We start from the raw sequence: 18,021 nt of genomic DNA on the forward strand, positions 1-18,021 counted from the left end.
ACAGAGTATGTACAGAGTGTGTACATGTTAGAAATTGGTTGAATAATGGCATACTTAGTGTTACAATACTCATTAAGAGAATTTTAATAAGTACAAATCAAAGAAAATTAGCTAATAGGAGTAAAATAAATGGGACTTTTTCAAAAAGTATTTGGAACGCACAGTCAAAGAGAATTAAAATTGGTTTATCCGATTGTGGATAAAATAGAGGCATTAAAGCCAACAATGGAAGCTCTGACTGATGAACAGTTAAGAGATAAGACGAAAGAATATAAGAAGAGAGTTGCTGACGGAGAATCATTAGATAGTATTTTGCCTGAAGCTTATGCTACAGTTAGAGAAGCAGCTAAGAGAGTGCTTAAAATGGAGCATTATAGAGTACAGCTAATCGGTGGTGTGATTCTACATCAAGGAAGAATTGCAGAGATGAAGACTGGCGAAGGTAAAACTTTGGTATCCACCTTACCAGCTTATTTAAATGCGCTGACAGGTAAAGGAGTACATGTCGTTACGGTAAATGATTATCTGGCACATCGTGATGCAGAGTGGATGGGACAAGTTCACGAATTTTTAGGATTAACGGTAGGTACGGTTCTTAATGCTATGGACAACAATGAAAGACGTACTGCTTATGCTTGCGATATCACATATGTAACAAATAACGAGCTTGGATTTGATTATCTGAGAGATAACATGGTTATTTATAAAGAACAACTGGTAATGAGAGAGTTAAATTATGCGATTATTGACGAGGTGGATTCCGTTTTAATTGATGAGGCCAGAACTCCATTGATTATTTCTGGTCAAAGTGGAAAATCCACCAAGCTTTATGAGGCTTGTGATATATTAGCCAGACAGTTAAAACGTGGTGAAGCAAGTGCCGAATTTTCTAAAATGGCTGCAATAATGGGCGAAGAGATTGAAGAAACAGGTGACTTTATTGTTAATGAAAAGGATAAAGTTGTAAACCTGACCGAAGAAGGTGTTGGCAAAGTAGAGAAATTCTTCAGTATTGATAATCTTGCAGATGCAGATAATCTTGAAATTCAGCACAATATTATATTAGCACTGCGTGCACATAACTTAATGTTTAGAGATCAGGATTATGTTGTAAAAGATGATCAAGTACTTATTGTAGATGAATTTACCGGACGTATTATGCCAGGAAGAAGATATTCAGACGGACTTCATCAGGCAATTGAAGCGAAAGAGCATGTTAAAGTAAAGAGGGAAAGTAAGACCTTGGCCAATATTACGTTCCAGAATTTCTTTAATAAATATGTAAAGAAATGTGGTATGACAGGTACCGCTTTAACGGAAGAAAAGGAATTTAGAGATATTTATGGAATGGACGTTATTGAAATTCCTACAAATCAACCGATTGCAAGAGATGATAGGCAGGATGCGGTTTATAAGACGAAACAAGAAAAGCTGTATGCAGTAATTCATGAAATAAAAGAATCCTACGAAAAAGGACAGCCGGTGCTTGTTGGTACAATAACAATAGAAGCGTCTGAAGAAGTAAGTGCCCTTTTGAAAAAACAAGGAATTCCACATAAGGTATTAAATGCCAAATTTCATGAGTTAGAGGCCGAAATTGTAGCAGAAGCAGGTGTTCATAAGGCAGTTACAATTGCTACGAATATGGCAGGTCGTGGTACGGATATCAAGCTTGACGAAGAAGCAAAGGCAGCAGGTGGATTAAAGATAATCGGAACGGAAAGGCATGAATCAAGACGTATTGATAATCAGTTAAGAGGTCGTGCAGGTCGTCAGGGAGATCAAGGTGAGTCCAGATTTTTTATTTCGTTAGAAGATGATTTGATGAGATTATTTGGTTCTGAGCGTCTTATGAATATGTTTACAACGCTTGGAGTTCCGGAGAATGAACAGATTGAACATAAGATGCTATCCAATGCGATAGAAAAAGCGCAGATGAAGATAGAAAGCAATAATTTTGGTATCAGAAAGAATTTGCTTGAATATGATCAGGTTATGAATGAACAGCGCGAGATTATTTATGCTGAAAGACGAAGAGTGTTAGACGGAGAAAGTATGCGTGACGTTATCTATAAAATGGTAACGGATACGGTAGAAAGTGCAGCCGATATTGTAGTTGGAGATGACAGCATATCTGAGGATTGGAACTTAACCGAGCTTAACTCCTTATTGATACCAATTATTCCGATACAGGAGATTACACCGGATAAAGTGAAAGATATTAAGAAAAATGAGTTAAAGCATATGCTAAAGGAAAATGCAGTTAAGCTTTATGAAGAAAAAGAAGCTGAATTTCCAGAAGCGGAGACACTACGTGAGCTAGAGCGAGTGATTCTTCTTAAAATTATAGATAAAAAATGGATGGATCATATTGACGATATGGATCAACTTCGTCAAGGAATTGGTTTACAAGCGTATGGACAAAGAGATCCGCTGGTAGAATATAAACTCAATGGCTATGAGATGTTTGATGCAATGACAGCAAATATACGAGAGGATACGGTCAGACTTTTAATGCATGTTCGTATTGAACAAAAGGTTGAAAGAGAACAGGTTGCTAAGGTAACAGGGACAAATAAGGATGATACAGTTGCAAAGGCTCCGGTACGTCGTGAAAATACAAAGGTTTACCCAAATGATCCATGTCCTTGTGGAAGCGGTAAAAAGTATAAACAATGCTGTGGCAGAGCATAATATAAAATCAGTATGAAGAAAGAAGGGAAGATGTTGGTAGAACTTGATCAATTTAAAGTTACGCTTAACACCTATGTAGAAGGATTAATAGAAGTAAGGGATTCACTTTGAATTAGATAGAAAAGAAAAGAGAATCGAAGAATTAGAAAAAGATATGGAAGCCTCTAGTTACTGGGATAACACTGAAAAGTCTCAAGCTGGAATGAAAGAATTAAAGGTACTAAAAGACGATATTGAGGATTACAATGAATTAAAAAATACCTTTGAAGAGATTGAAACATTAATTGAAATGGGATATGAGGAAAATGATGAGTCTCTCATCCCAGAGATCGATGAGCTTCTTAGTCAATTTATTAATAAGCTGGATGGAGTAAGAATCCGAACACTATTATCAGGAGAATATGATAAAGATAATGCAATTGTCACTCTTCATGCAGGGGCTGGAGGAACAGAGGCCTGTGACTGGGTGAGCATGTTGTATAGAATGTATAGTAAATGGGTGGATTCAAAAGGATTTACTCAGGAGGTACTTGATTATTTAGATGGCGATGAGGCTGGAATTAAGTCAATTACCTTTCAGGTAAATGGAGAGAATGCTTTTGGCTATTTAAAGAGTGAAAAGGGTGTACATCGATTGGTTCGTATATCACCGTTTAATGCAGCAGGTAAAAGGCAGACTTCGTTTGCTTCCTGTGATATCATGCCGGATATAGAGGAAGATTTAGGAATTGAAATTAATGAGGACGATTTACGTATTGACACGTATCGTTCAAGCGGAGCAGGCGGTCAGCATATTAATAAGACATCATCTGCAATAAGGATTACACATATTCCTACCTCAGTTGTAGTACAATGCCAAAATGAGCGTTCTCAGCATAGTAACAAAGATAAAGCTATGCAAATGTTAAAGGCAAAATTATATCTATTAAAGCAGCAAGAGAATGCTGATAAAATATCAGATATTCGAGGCGAGGTAAAAGAGATTGGTTGGGGCAATCAGATACGCTCCTATGTTATGCAACCTTATACAATGGTCAAAGATCATAGAACCAATGTTGAGTCGGGAAATGTTGACAGCGTAATGAATGGCAATATAGATTCTTTCATTAATGGTTATTTAAAATGGAACAGCATGAATTGGAATAAGGAGGATTAAAATGGAAGACATTAAACCAATTATATTCAAATTGAACAATGAAGAGTATGGTATAGACATATCTTTAGTAAACGCGATAGAACCGGCACAGCATACTGTAAGAATACCAAATGCACCAAATCATATCAAAGGAATTATAAATCTAAGAGGTGAAATTATCCCGGTATTTAGCCTGAGAAGTAAATTTAATTTACCGGAGGCACAAGAGGATAATATAGAGAGAAAAATTATAGTAACAAATATAAAAAAAATGCCTATAGCGCTAGAAGTAGATATGGTTAGTGAAATACAAAGCATTGATAAAATGAATATTACTGATGTTCCGCCAATTGTAAAATCTTATGATACCTTATATATTAAATCAATTGCGAAGGTAGATAGTAACATTGTTATTATACTCAACACAGAGAAGCTTATGTCAGATGAAGAACAGGACAATATAGCAGTATTTATGGAAAACCAATAAAACAATAAAAAGGGCAGGCGCTGTATACCTGTCCTTTTTATTGTAAGATGTTTAAAAAGAAATGAGTAAATACTACATAATTCTAGAATAGCAAAATAATAGAAATGTGTTTAATTTGATGTGCAAAAACAATTATAAAACAAAAACGGTTGCATAGAACTAACAATTGTGTTAATATCTTTGTTGAGAATACAAATGTTTTTCGTGTGCAAACAAAGAGGAAGGATTGTATGGTAGAAAGAGAAAAATATTATGTAGTAAAACAAAAAGCTGTTCCAGAGGTTTTGCTCAAAGTAGTAGAGGCTAAGAGATTATTGGATGCTGAGAAAGTTATGACAGTTCAGGAGGCCACAGAAAAAGTAGGAATAAGCCGAAGTTCTTTTTATAAATATAAGGACGATATTTTTCCGTATCATGAAAATACAAAAGGAAAGACAATGACATTTGTAATTCAGCTTGATGATATTCCTGGACTTTTATCTGAGGTATTAGCAAGCATTGCTGAGTATAGCGGGAATGTATTAACCATCCATCAAACGATCCCTATTAATGGCATAGCAACATTAACATTAAGTGTTGACATATTGCCAGAATCAGGTGATGTAACTAAAATGATTGAAAACATAGAAGAAATAAGAGGAATTCATTATTTAAAAATATTAGCTAAGGAGTGACAAGATGATAAATATAGGAATATTAGGATATGGCACAGTAGGTTCAGGTGTTGTAGAGGTATTAAACACGAATCAGGAGAGTATTAACAAACGTGCAAACGAGGAAATTAATATTAAATATGTTTTAGACTTAAGAGATTTTCCGGGTGACCCAATACAAAATAAAATTGTTCATGACTTCGACAAAATTATTAAGGATGAGGAAATTAAAATTATTGTAGAAGTTATGGGAGGTGTTGAACCTGCTTATACTTTTGTAAAAAATGCACTTTTGGCAGGTAAAAGTGTATGTACCTCTAACAAAGAGTTGGTTGCAAAGCACGGTTGTGAGCTTCTTCAAATAGCAAGAGAAAAAAATATTAATTTCTTATTTGAGGCGAGTGTAGGGGGTGGAATCCCTATTATCAGACCATTAAATTCTTCCTTAACGGCAGATGAAATCGATGAAATTACGGGAATTTTAAATGGAACAACAAACTACATATTAAGTAAGATGGCTCATGAGGGGCTTGATTTTGACACAGTGCTTAAGGATGCGCAAGATAAGGGCTTTGCCGAAAGGCACCCTGAAGCAGATATAGAAGGTTACGATGCTTGCAGGAAAATAGCAATCCTTTCTTCTCTGGCATTTGGCAATCAGGTGGATTATGAAGATATTTATACAGAGGGCATTACAAAAATAACGGCAGAGGATATTAAATATGCAAATCAGATGGGAAGGGCAATCAAACTTTTGGCATCCAGCAAAAGAGTAGGAGATAGCTTTTATGCTATGGTTGCCCCATTCATGATAAGTTCGGAGCACCCATTATTTAGTGTAAATAATGTATTCAATGGAATATTTGCACATGGTAATGTTCTTGGAGATGTAATGTTCTATGGAAGTGGAGCGGGTAAACTTCCGACGGCTAGTGCAGTAGTTGCCGATGTAGTTGATGCAGCAAAGCATTTGAATCGAAACATTATGCAGTTATGGAGTAATAAAAAGCTTGAATTGGCAGATATCAGATCCTCCAAAACCAGATTCTTTGTACGTGTTAGTGGTAATGAAAATGTACAGCTAAATGTGATTGAGGGAATTTTTGGTAAGGTTGAAGTTGTTAAAGTTTCAGATCTAAAAGATGAATTTGGCTTTGTAACAGAAATTATGACAGAAGCAGATTATCAGGTAAAGGCAGAAAAATGTGAAGGAATCATAAATCGCATTCGAATAGAAGACTAGTAAATTAATTGAGGTGAACGAAATGAAATATATTGTTGTATTAGGTGATGGTATGGCAGATGAGCCACTTGAAGAGCTTGGCGGTAAAACTCCGCTAGAGTATGCCAACACACCCAAAATGGATGAACTTTCAAAGATGTCAGAGATAGGACTGATTAATACGATACCGCAAGGAATGAAGCCGGGTAGCGATACAGCTAATTTATCTGTATTGGGATATGACCCTAAGCTCTATTATACGGGACGTTCTCCCCTTGAAGCGCTAAGTATTGGTGTAGACATGAAAGAAACAGATATTGCTATCCGATGTAATATAGTTACTATATCAGATGACAATAAACCCTATGAAGAAAAAACTATTATTGATCATAGCTCAAGTGAGATTAGTACAAAAGATGCAGCAGTCTTACTAGAGGCTGTAAAAGAAGAATTGGCGAATCATGAATTTTCTTATTATTTAGGAACCAGTTATCGGCATCTTCTCATATGGGATAAAGGAGAGGTAGTAGAGCTGACTCCGCCTCATGATGTGCTAGGACAGGTAATTGGTCAGTATTTACCTCAGGATAAAGCATTAAGTGCTATGATGAAGAAGAGCTATGAAATACTTTCCAAGCATCCAATCAATATAGCAAGAAAAGAAAAAGGCTTGAATCCAGCAAATTCCATATGGTTTTGGGGAGCCGGAACAAGACCAGCGCTTTCTTCCTTTCAAGAAAAAAATCATAAAAAGGGAGCTATGATATCAGCTGTTGATTTATTAAAAGGAATTGCAGTTGGGGCTTCCATGCTTAATATTGAAGTAGAAGGTGCAAATGGAACTTTAGAAACGAATTATGAGGGAAAAGCACTTGCAGCAATCGATGTTTTAACAAAGCAGGATTATGATTTTGTGTACATACATGTGGAAGCACCAGATGAAATGGGGCATCAAGGAAGTATTGAGAGAAAAGTAAAAGCAATCGAATATCTGGATCAAAGAGTAATAAAAAATGTAGTAGACGGATTAGATGCTAAAAAGGTAGATTATCGAATGATTGTTCTTCCAGATCATCCTACACCAATTTGTGTCAGAACCCATACTAGCGATCCAGTGCCATATATGCTGTATGATAGTACCAATATACAGAATCATACATGGAATTATAATGAGGCAGAAGCCAAAAAAAGTGGCAATTACATAGAAAATGGCCATAAAACCATAGACTATTTATTTAGCAAATAGCATTTATATTTAAATAACCTACTAAAATAAGCTTTATTTTGGCAGGTTATTTTTATATAATAATTTTTCAATAATTTGTGTGAGATCAGCATGAAAACTTAAAGCTTTTAGATAATTGTTAAATCTATATGGAATGCTATAAGAAGAATATTTCGTATTATAAAAAAAATAAGAATTAGAATCAGACCGAGCCAAATATAACAATCACGGTACTTCATTCCTATTTTAATCTTATGTTTAGAGAGTATTTCAATGGTGTTGCTAAACATATAACAGATATATATGCATACACAATATACAACAATCGGGTTATATTGAAGCGATACCAAGGGATGTCCATGCAGTAGGGCGTGCACAGAGCGGGTTCCACCACAGCCAGGGCAGTATAAGCCGGTTAATTTATGAAATAAACATGGAAATAAAAATATTTCATAGTGAATATGAAATAGGTATATCAATGATATCGTAAAAAGTGCAAGTATTAGAAGCGCTAACCCTATTTGATAAAGCATTTTATCGTTATCTGTATTCATAAAAATCTCCTTTAGTGAACGTATCATTTATAAACTATGGTATCACACTTAAATATTTCTATGCAATATTGAGTTTTATCAGTGTTAATGTTATACTTAATAAGATTATGAAAAAGAATGGAGAGTTAATATATATGAATTGTAAATCATCTGCAGAGCTTAAGGCTTTGGCTAGAGAAAAGCTAAAAGGAAGATATGCTATAGCAATAGGAGTCTTACTATTGTCGGGATTAATCACATTACCAGTAACACTAATAGCAGCATTATTTTATAATGAGAATAACACAACCTCTGTCATTATTTATTACGTAATAATAATAATAATATCCTTGTTGTCAACTGTACTTGGAGTAGGATTAATTCGATTTTATACTAATTTATGTAGAAATAAGAATTATCAAGTTAGTGATATTTTCTGGGGGTTTTCCAATCATCCTGATAAAATAATTATTATAGCAGTGCTTATCAGTCTTATGGGAATTTTATGCTATTTACCTGCAATTTTGTTAGTCGCAGCATATGCTGTAACAAAAAGTATTTCCATTGTTTTAATGGCTATATTTGCTTTTATTGCAGGATTTGTTTTAGTGATTATGATTAATCTTAATTATGGTTTAACCTTTTATATTATGTCAGATAATTTTCAGCATTCTGCTGTTGAAGCATTAAAAGCATGTCGTACCATGATGAAAGGTCACAAAGGCAGGTTCTTTTATATACTTATTTCATTTATTGGCTGGCAGCTATTGTCTTTATTAAGTTGTGGGTTATCAATGCTATGGGTCGAGCCATATCTATTTAGTACGGTTACATATTTTTATATGGATTTAAGAGGAGAGCTTAGGGAAACTATAGCCAAGGACACAAATGAAGTTATAGAATCAGAACACGATTATCACTTTCAATAAGAATAAGATAAGTTAAAAGAAGCCGGCTGAAGTAAATTCATCCGGCATTTTGTATTTAACTGAAAAATTTGCAGTAAAAAGAAAAATTAGTAATTTTATAATGTTTTTGGCAATTTAATTATTTCAGGCTGACCATTATTATAATAATCGTATGTACCGTCATCATAATAGTTAAATGTATCCGAGCCATTATTATAATCATAATTATAAGAACCAGAGTTATCATTATAATCAAATTGATAAGGAAATTCAGAACCATAATATTCTTCGTAGTAAGATTCATAATCTTTCATAAATTCCTCCGGTGAATTATAGGTAGTAAATAACACAACAGCATAAGCTGCAATTATGAAAGTAGAAATTGTCATGCCTATAATGGAAAGAATAGTTCCAACTAATGCATTAGAACTAAGTTTTGTATTTTTTCCTCTTGATAATAAGGCAAGAGTAATAGCAATACCTCCAAACACATACGATCCAAAAACACAGCAAATAGATATGATTGCAAGAATACCGAGTACTAGGGAAGCCGTAGCCATTCCATTTGCTTGATTATCATTTGAATAATTATTATTAGTTTGATTAACTGAATTATTTTCAGGTATTGATTGATTATTGTTAAAATCCATAAAGTCCTCCCTAAATTTTAAAGTGTTTCCAAATTATCACTAAAGTAGATTTTAACATGCCTTACAAATAATTACAACTTGAATAGCATTCAAAATTGATTTATAATTTTAATTAGCGTTTGCCCAATGAGGTAAATGTTGGGAATAGGAAAGGAAATGGTATGAAACAACTATGGATATTATAATAAAATTAGCTACCGAACTGGAAGTCAAAAAGTGGCAGGTGGAAGCAGCAGTAAAGCTGATTGATGAAGGCAATACAATTCCATTTATTTCAAGATACAGAAAAGAAGCAACAGGTACTTTAAATGATGAAGTTCTAAGAAATTTAAACGATAGATTAATTTATCTTCGCAATCTAGAAGAGAAAAAGGTACAGGTTCTGGCTACCATAGAAGAACAGGGAAAACTTACAGAAGAGTTAAAGAGTCAAATTCTTGGTGCTGAAACATTGGTCATTGTAGAAGATTTATATCGCCCATATAGACCAAAGAGGAGAACAAGGGCAACCATAGCCAAAGAAAAAGGACTGGAACCATTGGCCAATATCATAATGCTTGGTAATACTAAAAATTCAATCGAAAAAGAAGCAGAAGCATTTATCGCCCCAGATAAGGAAGTCAATACAATTTTGGATGCTATAGATGGTGCAAAGGACATTTTGGCTGAGTATATATCAGATGAAGCGGACTATAGAATTTATATTCGAAATATAACTGAGAAAAAAGGAATCTTAACTTCAACGGCAAAAAACGAAAGTGCAGAATCAGTATTTGAAATGTATTATAACTTTCAAGAACCGATTGTAAAATTAGCTGGTCATAGAATTTTAGCTCTAAACAGAGGGGAAAGTGAAAAACTGCTTAATGTTAAAATTGAGGCGCCAGAGGAAGATATTCTTCGCTTTTTAAAAAAGCAGATTATCAAGTTAGAAAATGAGAAAACAAATTCGATATTGGAAGAAATCATTCAGGACAGTTATAAGAGATTAATTGCACCTGCGATTGAGCGTGAGATTCGAAATGAATTGACAGAAAATGCAGAAGACGGAGCAATCAAGGTTTTTGGTAAGAACTTAGAGCAGCTTTTAATGCAGCCGCCAATTATTGGCAAGGTGGTGCTTGGATGGGATCCGGCCTTTCGAACAGGCTGTAAACTTGCTGTAGTAGATGCAACGGGTAAGGTGCTTGATACTACAGTTATTTTTCCAACTGCTCCACAAAACAAAGTAAAAGAAGCGAAAGCTACTGTAAAAAATCTAATTGAAAAGTATAATATATCATTGATTTCAGTGGGAAACGGAACTGCATCCAGAGAATCCGAAATGGTTATAGTAGATATGATAAAAGAAATAAAAATGAATATTCAGTACGTCATAGTAAATGAGGCAGGAGCCTCTGTGTATTCAGCGAGTAAGCTGGCAACAGAAGAGTTTCCGAATTTTGATGTAGGACAAAGAAGTGCTGCTTCCATTGCAAGAAGGTTACAAGATCCCTTGGCAGAGCTTGTCAAAATTGATCCTAAATCCATCGGAGTTGGCCAATATCAGCACGATATGAATCAAAAGAAGCTTAGCGAGGCGCTTGGAGCAGTGGTAGAGGATACAGTAAACAAAGTGGGAGTAGACTTAAACACGGCATCCGCTTCCCTTCTGGAATATATTTCAGGAATCAGCAAGGTTATTGCGAAGAATATTGTAATTTACCGGGAAGAGAACGGGCGTTTTGAAGATAGAAAGCAACTGCTTAAAGTAGCAAAGTTAGGACCCAAAGCATACGAACAGTGTGCAGGATTTATGAGGATTCAAGGAGGCAAGAATCCATTGGATGCCACAAGTGTACATCCAGAAAGCTATGAAGCCGCAAAGGCTTTACTTGAGAACTTAGGTTATTCATTAGAGGACATTTCAAAAGGAAGCCTGAATCATTTAACGAAAAAGATATCAGATTACAAGAAAACAGCACAAACATTGGGAATCGGAGAGATTACGTTGCAGGATATTGTGAAAGAATTAGAAAAGCCTGCGAGAGATCCAAGAGATGAAATGCCAAAGCCAATTCTTAGAACGGACGTGTTGGAAATGAAAGATTTAACACCGGGAATGACTTTAAAGGGAACGGTTAGAAATGTAATAGATTTTGGAGCATTTATAGATATTGGAGTTCATCAAGATGGTTTAGTTCATATTTCACAAATGACAGAAAAATATATCAAACACCCACTCGAGGTGGTTAGCGTCGGAGATATCGTAGATGTAATGGTTATGAGCGTAGATTTAGCAAAAAAAAGAATACAACTGACAATGAAAGTACAGTAATACACATAGTCCCTCTTCGGAGGGGTTTTTATTTGTTACAACTTAGAAATACATTTAACGGCAAATATTTAGCAATTTACAAAATTTGGAAGTAGTTTACAAAATGGAAAAGTCAAAATACAGTTCACCACTTGTTAAAACATGTTTATAAAAATAGTCCATTGGTGCTTTTAAGATGTCCATTTACGCTAAAATCATCAATTATTTCAATAATATGATATATTTAAATCAGAAATAAATTATTTTTAAATGCTTCATAATTGTAAATAAAATATATTATAATTTAATGCATAATTTTTTGAGGAGGGGAAGAGAAGAATGAATATTAAATATTTATTGAGTATTATAATGTGCAAGGTTAATATTATTCCAGATTTTCCACCTAGAGTAAAATTAATAGACAATATTATTTCTGACGACGCGTTACAATATGAAACAAAATTAAATAGCACAGCGTTAGCTGTATTTAAACTAGTAGATGGAAAAAACAATTTATTAGATATAGTGAAAGATATGAACTTTCAATATGGATGTAAAGATGACAGAGTTTTGAATGATGTAAATCAATTAATTCTTGATGCAAACAAAAGAAATATACTCAATTTGAAAATAGAATCAAATAATTTATTATATAAAAATATTGCACGATTGATTTTTAATATTCTATATAGAAGAGTAGAACGCTACGACATACTAGACAGTAACTTCTTTATGATATTTGTTCAATTATGTAAGATTATAATAAGCAAGCTGAAAGGATTAGTTATTATATTGGATTTAGCAATATTATTTATATTGTATTTATCTTATGATTTTAATCAAACAATATATGAATATGCATGGAATATCTTTGCTTATGTTAATTTATTTATAATAGGTACTGTTACGAGTATTTCTATGCATGAAACGTTACATGCCTACTATTTTAGAAAAATTTCCAATCAAACCAAGAGTGGTTTCTTTGTAATTAGAGGGATGATGATGTCTTTTAAACGAAGAAAAGATCAACAAATTTCAGGTTTGTGGGTAGAACTTTCAGGCCCATTCATTACATTTGTAATAGGTGCTGCCGGTTATGTAAGTACATATTTTCTCATACCAAAAGAATTCTATTTGTATTTTTATATATTCTTTTTTTCTTATTTAATACAAATAGTCAACTTACTTCCATTTTCAGGAGATGGAAAAAATATATTGCTTCGCATTCTGTTTAGTAAATAATAGTTAATAAAAACATTATGTTTTTATTATATAAAAATTATGAGGGGAGGAAAACTCATGGAAAACTATATTGCACCTAGTATGTCAGCAGATTTGGCGGTTACCGAAGATTTTGTTGTATGGTACGTTATAGCAATTGCTATATTAGTGGCACTTGCAGCAACTATTGTTGCAGCTTGTGCACTATTCTGTATTGCTAAGGGAAAAACCTTTAGCGGTCAATGGTCATACACAGATGGCGGAGGTAGCGTGAAAATCGGATGTCAATAGCATACGATAGCTAATATGAATGATTGGTGAAAACTATTATTTTTAGTTTTCACCAACATTTATATTATAGTATAGTTGCATACAATCCTTATATTTGAAAAATCTTTATATAATTTGTAGGAAAGGTATACTATGTTTAAGATAGACAATATTTCAAAACAATATTCCAATGGATTTTGGGGTATTAAAAATTTTACGTTAGAGTTATCAGAGGGAGAAATAATATGTTTATCGGGACCAAACGGTTCTGGAAAAACTACCCTTATTAACTCTATTTTTGGAATTATTAATCCTACTTCTGGTAAAGCATATTTAGATGAATTTGAGAATGGGACAATTCAATTTAAAAGAAATGTTTTTTATGTACCAGACGAATTACTCTTAATTGAAGCATTGACGGGAAAAGAATATATAGATTTTGTAAGTAAAATATATATTGATATCAAGGAAGACTTTAAAAATAATTTAGTAAATTTATTTCATATTGATACATATTTAAATGAACCAATAAAAACATATTCTCATGGAATGAAAAAGAAGATACAGTTAATCACTGCTTTTATGGTAAAAAGCAAAGCAATGATACTTGACGAACCTTACAGAGGTTTGGATGTAGAAGCAATTATTATTCTGAAAAAGTTAATTAGAAAGTATGTGAGCAATGGAGGCAGTGCTATTATATCTTCACATGATTTAGTTTCAGCCGAACAATTATGTGACAGAATGGCAATTATATCTTGTGGTAGTTTATTAGAGCTTGGTACAATTGAAGATTTGAAATACAGATATCAAACAGATGATATTGATGAAGTATTTTTAAAATGTTCAATCAAACAGGATAGAGGTGAAGATATTGAGAAGCTCATTAATTCTCTTTAATTTAATATTAAAAATCTGGAAGAAAAGTTTAGCAGGCTTTCTTGACACTACACAAAAAAAAGTTCAGATTGGAATACTATTCATACTATTCTTTGGTATATGTTTTTTTACGGGCTATCTAATAAGTGGTGAAATACTAACTTTATTTTTAAACGGAGATTCAAGAGCTCTTTATTTATTATTATTATCAGAATTAATAACAATTTCGTTTATTACAGTTATGTTTTTTATATTACTAAGATGTCTGACTCCGGAACAAAATACAATTACTAGAATATTAATATGTTTTCCAATAAAAGAAATTGAAAAAAAAATTGGTTATTATTTACCTGTTATTATAAATATTATTTTTAGTTCTTTTTTATTTGTTTTTATTATATATATACCAGCTATGTTAGTTAATAAAATCGACCTAATGATTATTTTTGGCTTTATTTTTTGTTTATTATTACAATCAATAATAATTACCTTATTTCTATTTAGTATATTTAATTTGCTTATGTTTATAGCTTCAAAAATAAGGATTCCATATTACAAAAATATAATCACAACAATCATAGTGTTTGGTATTGTATGGTATCATATTCAATTTTTTGAGGTATATGAAAATATGCTTCAAAGTTATTCCGTTTATAAATTTGAATTGATTACGATCACTGCTCCATTTATAACATTATTTTCTTCACAGTTACCTAAAATAGAATGTAATTATTTGATTAATGTTGGATTCATAGTCTCAATTATTCTAATATTTTTTATAGTATCTAGCTTAAGTGAGAAAATTGAGGAGGAAAGGTTATTTAAAATTTTTAAGTTTATAAAATTTCATAAAAATAAAATAGTTAATATAGCTATTAAAGAAATAAAAATATTAGCACGCAACGAAGAAATTGTAATGTTTAATATTTTAGCATGTATTATTGTGATTTTAGTAAGAAAAGTATTAAAGCTTAACATATCAAATAGTGGAATATGCATGTTTACAGGTGCATTAAGTTCTTTTATATCTATTTATTCATATGGAATGGAAGAGAATTTATTACCGTTGTACAAAAACCTGGGAATAAGTTACAAGCAATATACTTATGGAAAGCTTATGGGTAACATAATAGTTTCACTTACGATATACATTATATTAAGTACTATACTATTTACTTATCCTGTTAATGTATTTAATATTTTACTTGGTCTGATAACAAGTTGCACAGGAAGTATAATATTATATTTCATAGGATTATTGTTTCCTCTTACTTCAGAGAAACCATTTATGCAAGGGTTAATTTCGATCGGAATAATTTTTGGTATGATTCCAATATTATTTATTATGAGCAAATTGTTTCAAATAAATAAATATATTTTATATGTTATAATATTTTTTTTAATGGTAACAATCTATTTTATGATTTTTAAGATTACCAAGTTGAAATGGAATAAAGAAAGCTAATATGGAGGTATATATGAAAGATAAAAAAAATATTTTGTTAACTGTTTTGTCAGGTTATGGCATGGCTTTTGGAATTGTAATTTGTAGTACGTTTGCTCTAATTATATGTTCGGCAGCTTATGCATTTTTTGCTGAGACAACTATCACGTTTCCATTTAACAGCTTTAGCATAGTTGGAGGAGATGTAGGAGGAGTGACAGGGTTAGAAATTAATTATCGAAATTCCTTGTTTTCCATATTGTCTATTGTATTTGTAATATTAGGCTTTGTTTTTTCAATGATAAAATTTTTGTTAGCAAAGTATAAAATAGAAAATAGTAAAGAAAATTGAGGTTTATAAATATGAAAAAGAAAGTCATTTTAATACTAATACTTATTATTTTGCTTTCTGTTTTTACTAATTTATATCATGTTTATTGTAATTCGGGCAATGTGGTTGCTTTATCCAGTGAAGGTATTAAATTTGGAAGTGATAGTGCAAAAATTAAAATATATTTTTATACTAGCTTCAGTTGCAGTAAATGTAAACAGTTAAGTGCTAATATAAGAGAAGCTGCAAAGGGCTTACTTGATAGTAATGAAGTTCAAATAATTTATAAAATAACGGATGATTATGTATACAATTGGAGTAACGATAAGTTTTATGACTATGATTTTATAACAAATGGTTACGAAAATTGGATGGATTATGCAACAATAGATGAATCTGAATCACTAAGTGCAGCTGAGCTTGAAAAGAGAAAAGAAATAAAAGGAACAATAGAACAAGAAATGGAACTAAATAAAATAGAAGGTGTTCCGGTTTTTTTTGTGAATAATGAAAAATTTAATGGTTTATATTCGACTGAAGAAATTAGTAAAATATTATCTAAGGAAGAGTAGAGTAAAATGTAATGTAGATAAAAGGAGTATTATAACATGAGTACTAGAAAAATTATGATAATATTGGCTATCTCAATATGTACTCTTTTATATTTAAAATCAGATGTACAAGCAGAAAATATTGTAAAGAGTGTTTATTTTTATTCTCCAACTTGCTCTGATTGCATGATGATTGAGAAAGCATTTGCAAAAATCAGCAATAGCAATGTCCTTTATTTAAATGTATCGGATACGTCTAATCTGAATTTATTCTTCAGTTTTTGTGATACGTATCACATCGATGAGAAAGAGCGATCGGTTCCCATTCTATTTGTAGGTGAAACGGTTTATTCCAATGCGGAGAATATTATACAATCAATTGAAAATGGTGTTGTTGATAAAAATACAGAGAATTTATTGGTAGATATCAATGATATTAAGGCAAAAGGGAATTTTACGCAGTCAGATGATACCAAACTAACAATCGTTTACTTATTTATTGCTGGTTTGTTAGATGGCTTTAATCCCTGTGCGGTTGCGATGTTGCTTTTGCTTATTTCACTGTTAGGCTTTGTCAATGACAAGAAAAAGATTATAAAACTTAGTATTAGCTTTATTAGCGGAATCTTTATTACATATTACTTGATTGGAACAACATTGTACTCCTTTGTATCCAAGATAGATTTTAGTATTGTTAATTTTGTCATTAAATACTTTATATTAGTGTTATGTGCTGTTTTATTTGTATTGAATTTAATAGATGCAATAAATTCATGCAAAATGAAACATCAAAAGGTGGTATTGCAATTGCCAAAGAGAATTAAAAAATTCAATAAACATCTTATGCAGAAAGTAGTGTCTGTTCAAAATAGAAGATTTGTTTATTTCATATATTTTGGGTTGGGCGTAGCAATTTCCTTTACTGAGTTTATGTGTACTGGACAAATTTATCTGCCTGTTATTTTACTGATGTCACAAACTCAAAATATATCGTCAATAAGAATATGTTTTAACTTTTTTATTTATAACACTGCCTTTGTCTTACCCTTGATAATAATCAGTATCATAGCAATTAATAAAGATAAGGTAATAAGTATAAGCAGTATTTTTGTTGAACGAATGTATCTGATTAAAATTTTAAATGCGATATTTTATTTTATTTTAGGAAGTCTCGTTCTATACTTATTTATTTTATAAAATAATACGGAGTGATTGTATGAATCAAGAAGTTATAATAATGTACGATAATCAGATAATTTATAAAGGGAAAATAGAAAATATACCAATTAAAGAACATGTAATAATAGAACAAAGCATAATTCAATTTGGAGATGATGATCCTTGCATCATACATAGGTCATATGTAATTAAGAAAATATTAATCGAGTTTTTAAAAGAAATAAATAGTCATATGAATGGGAAAAAGCTAATTCTTAATCATATTAATAAAGAAATGATAGAGCAATTAGATTTGGAGCATGCTTACAATGCTGTAATTGAATTTTGTTAAGAAAAACAGTGA

18 protein-coding genes are annotated in these 18,021 nt (G+C 32.0%); 16 read left to right on the forward strand and 2 right to left on the reverse strand.

Going from position 1 to position 18,021, the window contains the following annotated elements:
- Window positions 1-129: 129 nt before the first annotated feature.
- From secA to C8E03_RS17655, 6 genes are all read left to right on the forward strand, one after another.
- A complete protein-coding gene (gene secA / locus C8E03_RS17630; protein WP_094375815.1) occupies window positions 130-2,694 on the forward strand; it encodes a preprotein translocase subunit SecA in 2,565 nt (854 codons plus the stop codon).
- 33 nt (window positions 2,695-2,727) lie between these two features.
- Window positions 2,728-3,850, forward strand: a protein-coding gene (gene prfB, locus C8E03_RS17635; protein WP_110291752.1) for a peptide chain release factor 2 whose coding sequence is annotated in 2 segments (ribosomal slippage) — window positions 2,728-2,802 and window positions 2,804-3,850 — 1,122 coding nt in all. Because the reading frame shifts where the segments join, the coding sequence is not laid out codon by codon here.
- A gap of 1 nt (window position 3,851) precedes the next feature.
- On the forward strand, window positions 3,852-4,316 hold the full coding sequence (locus C8E03_RS17640; protein ID WP_094375817.1) for a chemotaxis protein CheW: 465 nt from the start codon (window positions 3,852-3,854) through the stop codon (window positions 4,314-4,316).
- Between the two features lie 230 nt (window positions 4,317-4,546).
- A complete protein-coding gene (locus C8E03_RS17645; protein WP_094375818.1) occupies window positions 4,547-4,990 on the forward strand; it encodes an ACT domain-containing protein in 444 nt (147 codons plus the stop codon).
- A 4-nt stretch (window positions 4,991-4,994) separates the two neighbouring features.
- On the forward strand, window positions 4,995-6,212 hold the full coding sequence (locus tag C8E03_RS17650; protein ID WP_094375819.1) for a homoserine dehydrogenase: 1,218 nt from the start codon (window positions 4,995-4,997) through the stop codon (window positions 6,210-6,212).
- A 22-nt stretch (window positions 6,213-6,234) separates the two neighbouring features.
- Window positions 6,235-7,437, forward strand: a complete 1,203-nt coding sequence (locus C8E03_RS17655; protein WP_110291731.1) for a cofactor-independent phosphoglycerate mutase — start codon at window positions 6,235-6,237, stop codon at window positions 7,435-7,437.
- 107 nt (window positions 7,438-7,544) lie between these two features.
- Here the strand turns inward: C8E03_RS17655 and C8E03_RS22975 are convergent, their stop codons facing one another.
- A complete protein-coding gene (locus C8E03_RS22975) occupies window positions 7,545-7,997 on the reverse strand; it encodes a DUF2752 domain-containing protein (protein WP_110291732.1) in 453 nt (150 codons plus the stop codon).
- Window positions 7,998-8,104: 107 nt separating this feature from the next.
- Here C8E03_RS22975 and C8E03_RS17665 point away from each other — a divergent pair, with 107 nt between their 5' ends.
- Window positions 8,105-8,878: a DUF975 family protein gene (locus C8E03_RS17665; protein WP_170123048.1), complete on the forward strand. Its 774-nt coding sequence runs from the start codon at window positions 8,105-8,107 to the stop codon at window positions 8,876-8,878.
- Window positions 8,879-8,973: 95 nt separating this feature from the next.
- Here C8E03_RS17665 and C8E03_RS17670 read toward each other — a convergent pair whose 3' ends face one another.
- Window positions 8,974-9,507 carry a DUF4190 domain-containing protein gene (locus tag C8E03_RS17670; protein WP_094376826.1) on the reverse strand — a complete coding sequence of 178 codons (534 nt, stop codon included), beginning with the start codon at window positions 9,505-9,507 and terminating at the stop codon, window positions 8,974-8,976.
- 172 nt (window positions 9,508-9,679) lie between these two features.
- On the opposite strand from C8E03_RS17670, the gene C8E03_RS17675 reads away from it, so the two are divergent.
- The 9 genes from C8E03_RS17675 to C8E03_RS17715 all read left to right on the forward strand — a co-directional run bounded on the left by C8E03_RS17675 (window position 9,680) and on the right by C8E03_RS17715 (window position 18,009).
- Complete coding sequence (locus C8E03_RS17675) at window positions 9,680-11,824, forward strand: Tex family protein (protein ID WP_110291734.1); 2,145 nt, start codon at window positions 9,680-9,682, stop codon at window positions 11,822-11,824.
- Window positions 11,825-12,142: 318 nt separating this feature from the next.
- Window positions 12,143-13,045: a PqqD family peptide modification chaperone gene (locus tag C8E03_RS17680; protein ID WP_110291735.1), complete on the forward strand. Its 903-nt coding sequence runs from the start codon at window positions 12,143-12,145 to the stop codon at window positions 13,043-13,045.
- Window positions 13,046-13,102: 57 nt separating this feature from the next.
- Window positions 13,103-13,315: a hypothetical protein gene (locus C8E03_RS17685; RefSeq protein ID WP_094376829.1), complete on the forward strand. Its 213-nt coding sequence runs from the start codon at window positions 13,103-13,105 to the stop codon at window positions 13,313-13,315.
- A gap of 132 nt (window positions 13,316-13,447) precedes the next feature.
- The gene (locus C8E03_RS17690) at window positions 13,448-14,194 is read left to right on the forward strand and encodes an ABC transporter ATP-binding protein (RefSeq protein ID WP_094376830.1); all 747 of its coding nucleotides are present in this window, start codon (window positions 13,448-13,450) and stop codon (window positions 14,192-14,194) included.
- Window positions 14,169-15,638 (forward strand): hypothetical protein, encoded by a 1,470-nt coding sequence (locus tag C8E03_RS17695; protein ID WP_094376831.1) that lies wholly within the window; start codon window positions 14,169-14,171, stop codon window positions 15,636-15,638. The genes C8E03_RS17690 and C8E03_RS17695 overlap by 26 nt, the downstream gene beginning before the upstream one ends.
- A gap of 13 nt (window positions 15,639-15,651) precedes the next feature.
- Window positions 15,652-15,969 (forward strand): hypothetical protein, encoded by a 318-nt coding sequence (locus C8E03_RS17700; RefSeq protein ID WP_094376832.1) that lies wholly within the window; start codon window positions 15,652-15,654, stop codon window positions 15,967-15,969.
- A gap of 11 nt (window positions 15,970-15,980) precedes the next feature.
- Window positions 15,981-16,520: a DsbA family protein gene (locus tag C8E03_RS17705; protein ID WP_094376833.1), complete on the forward strand. Its 540-nt coding sequence runs from the start codon at window positions 15,981-15,983 to the stop codon at window positions 16,518-16,520.
- 36 nt (window positions 16,521-16,556) lie between these two features.
- Window positions 16,557-17,696, forward strand: a complete 1,140-nt coding sequence (locus tag C8E03_RS17710; RefSeq protein WP_110291736.1) for a cytochrome c biogenesis CcdA family protein — start codon at window positions 16,557-16,559, stop codon at window positions 17,694-17,696.
- Between the two features lie 19 nt (window positions 17,697-17,715).
- Window positions 17,716-18,009 carry a hypothetical protein gene (locus C8E03_RS17715; RefSeq protein WP_110291737.1) on the forward strand — a complete coding sequence of 98 codons (294 nt, stop codon included), beginning with the start codon at window positions 17,716-17,718 and terminating at the stop codon, window positions 18,007-18,009.
- Window positions 18,010-18,021: the final 12 nt, after the last annotated feature.

The sequence above is a fragment of the Lachnotalea glycerini genome (genome assembly GCF_003201285.1).
Taxonomy (GTDB): Bacteria; Bacillota; Clostridia; order Lachnospirales; family Lachnospiraceae; genus Lachnotalea; species Lachnotalea glycerini.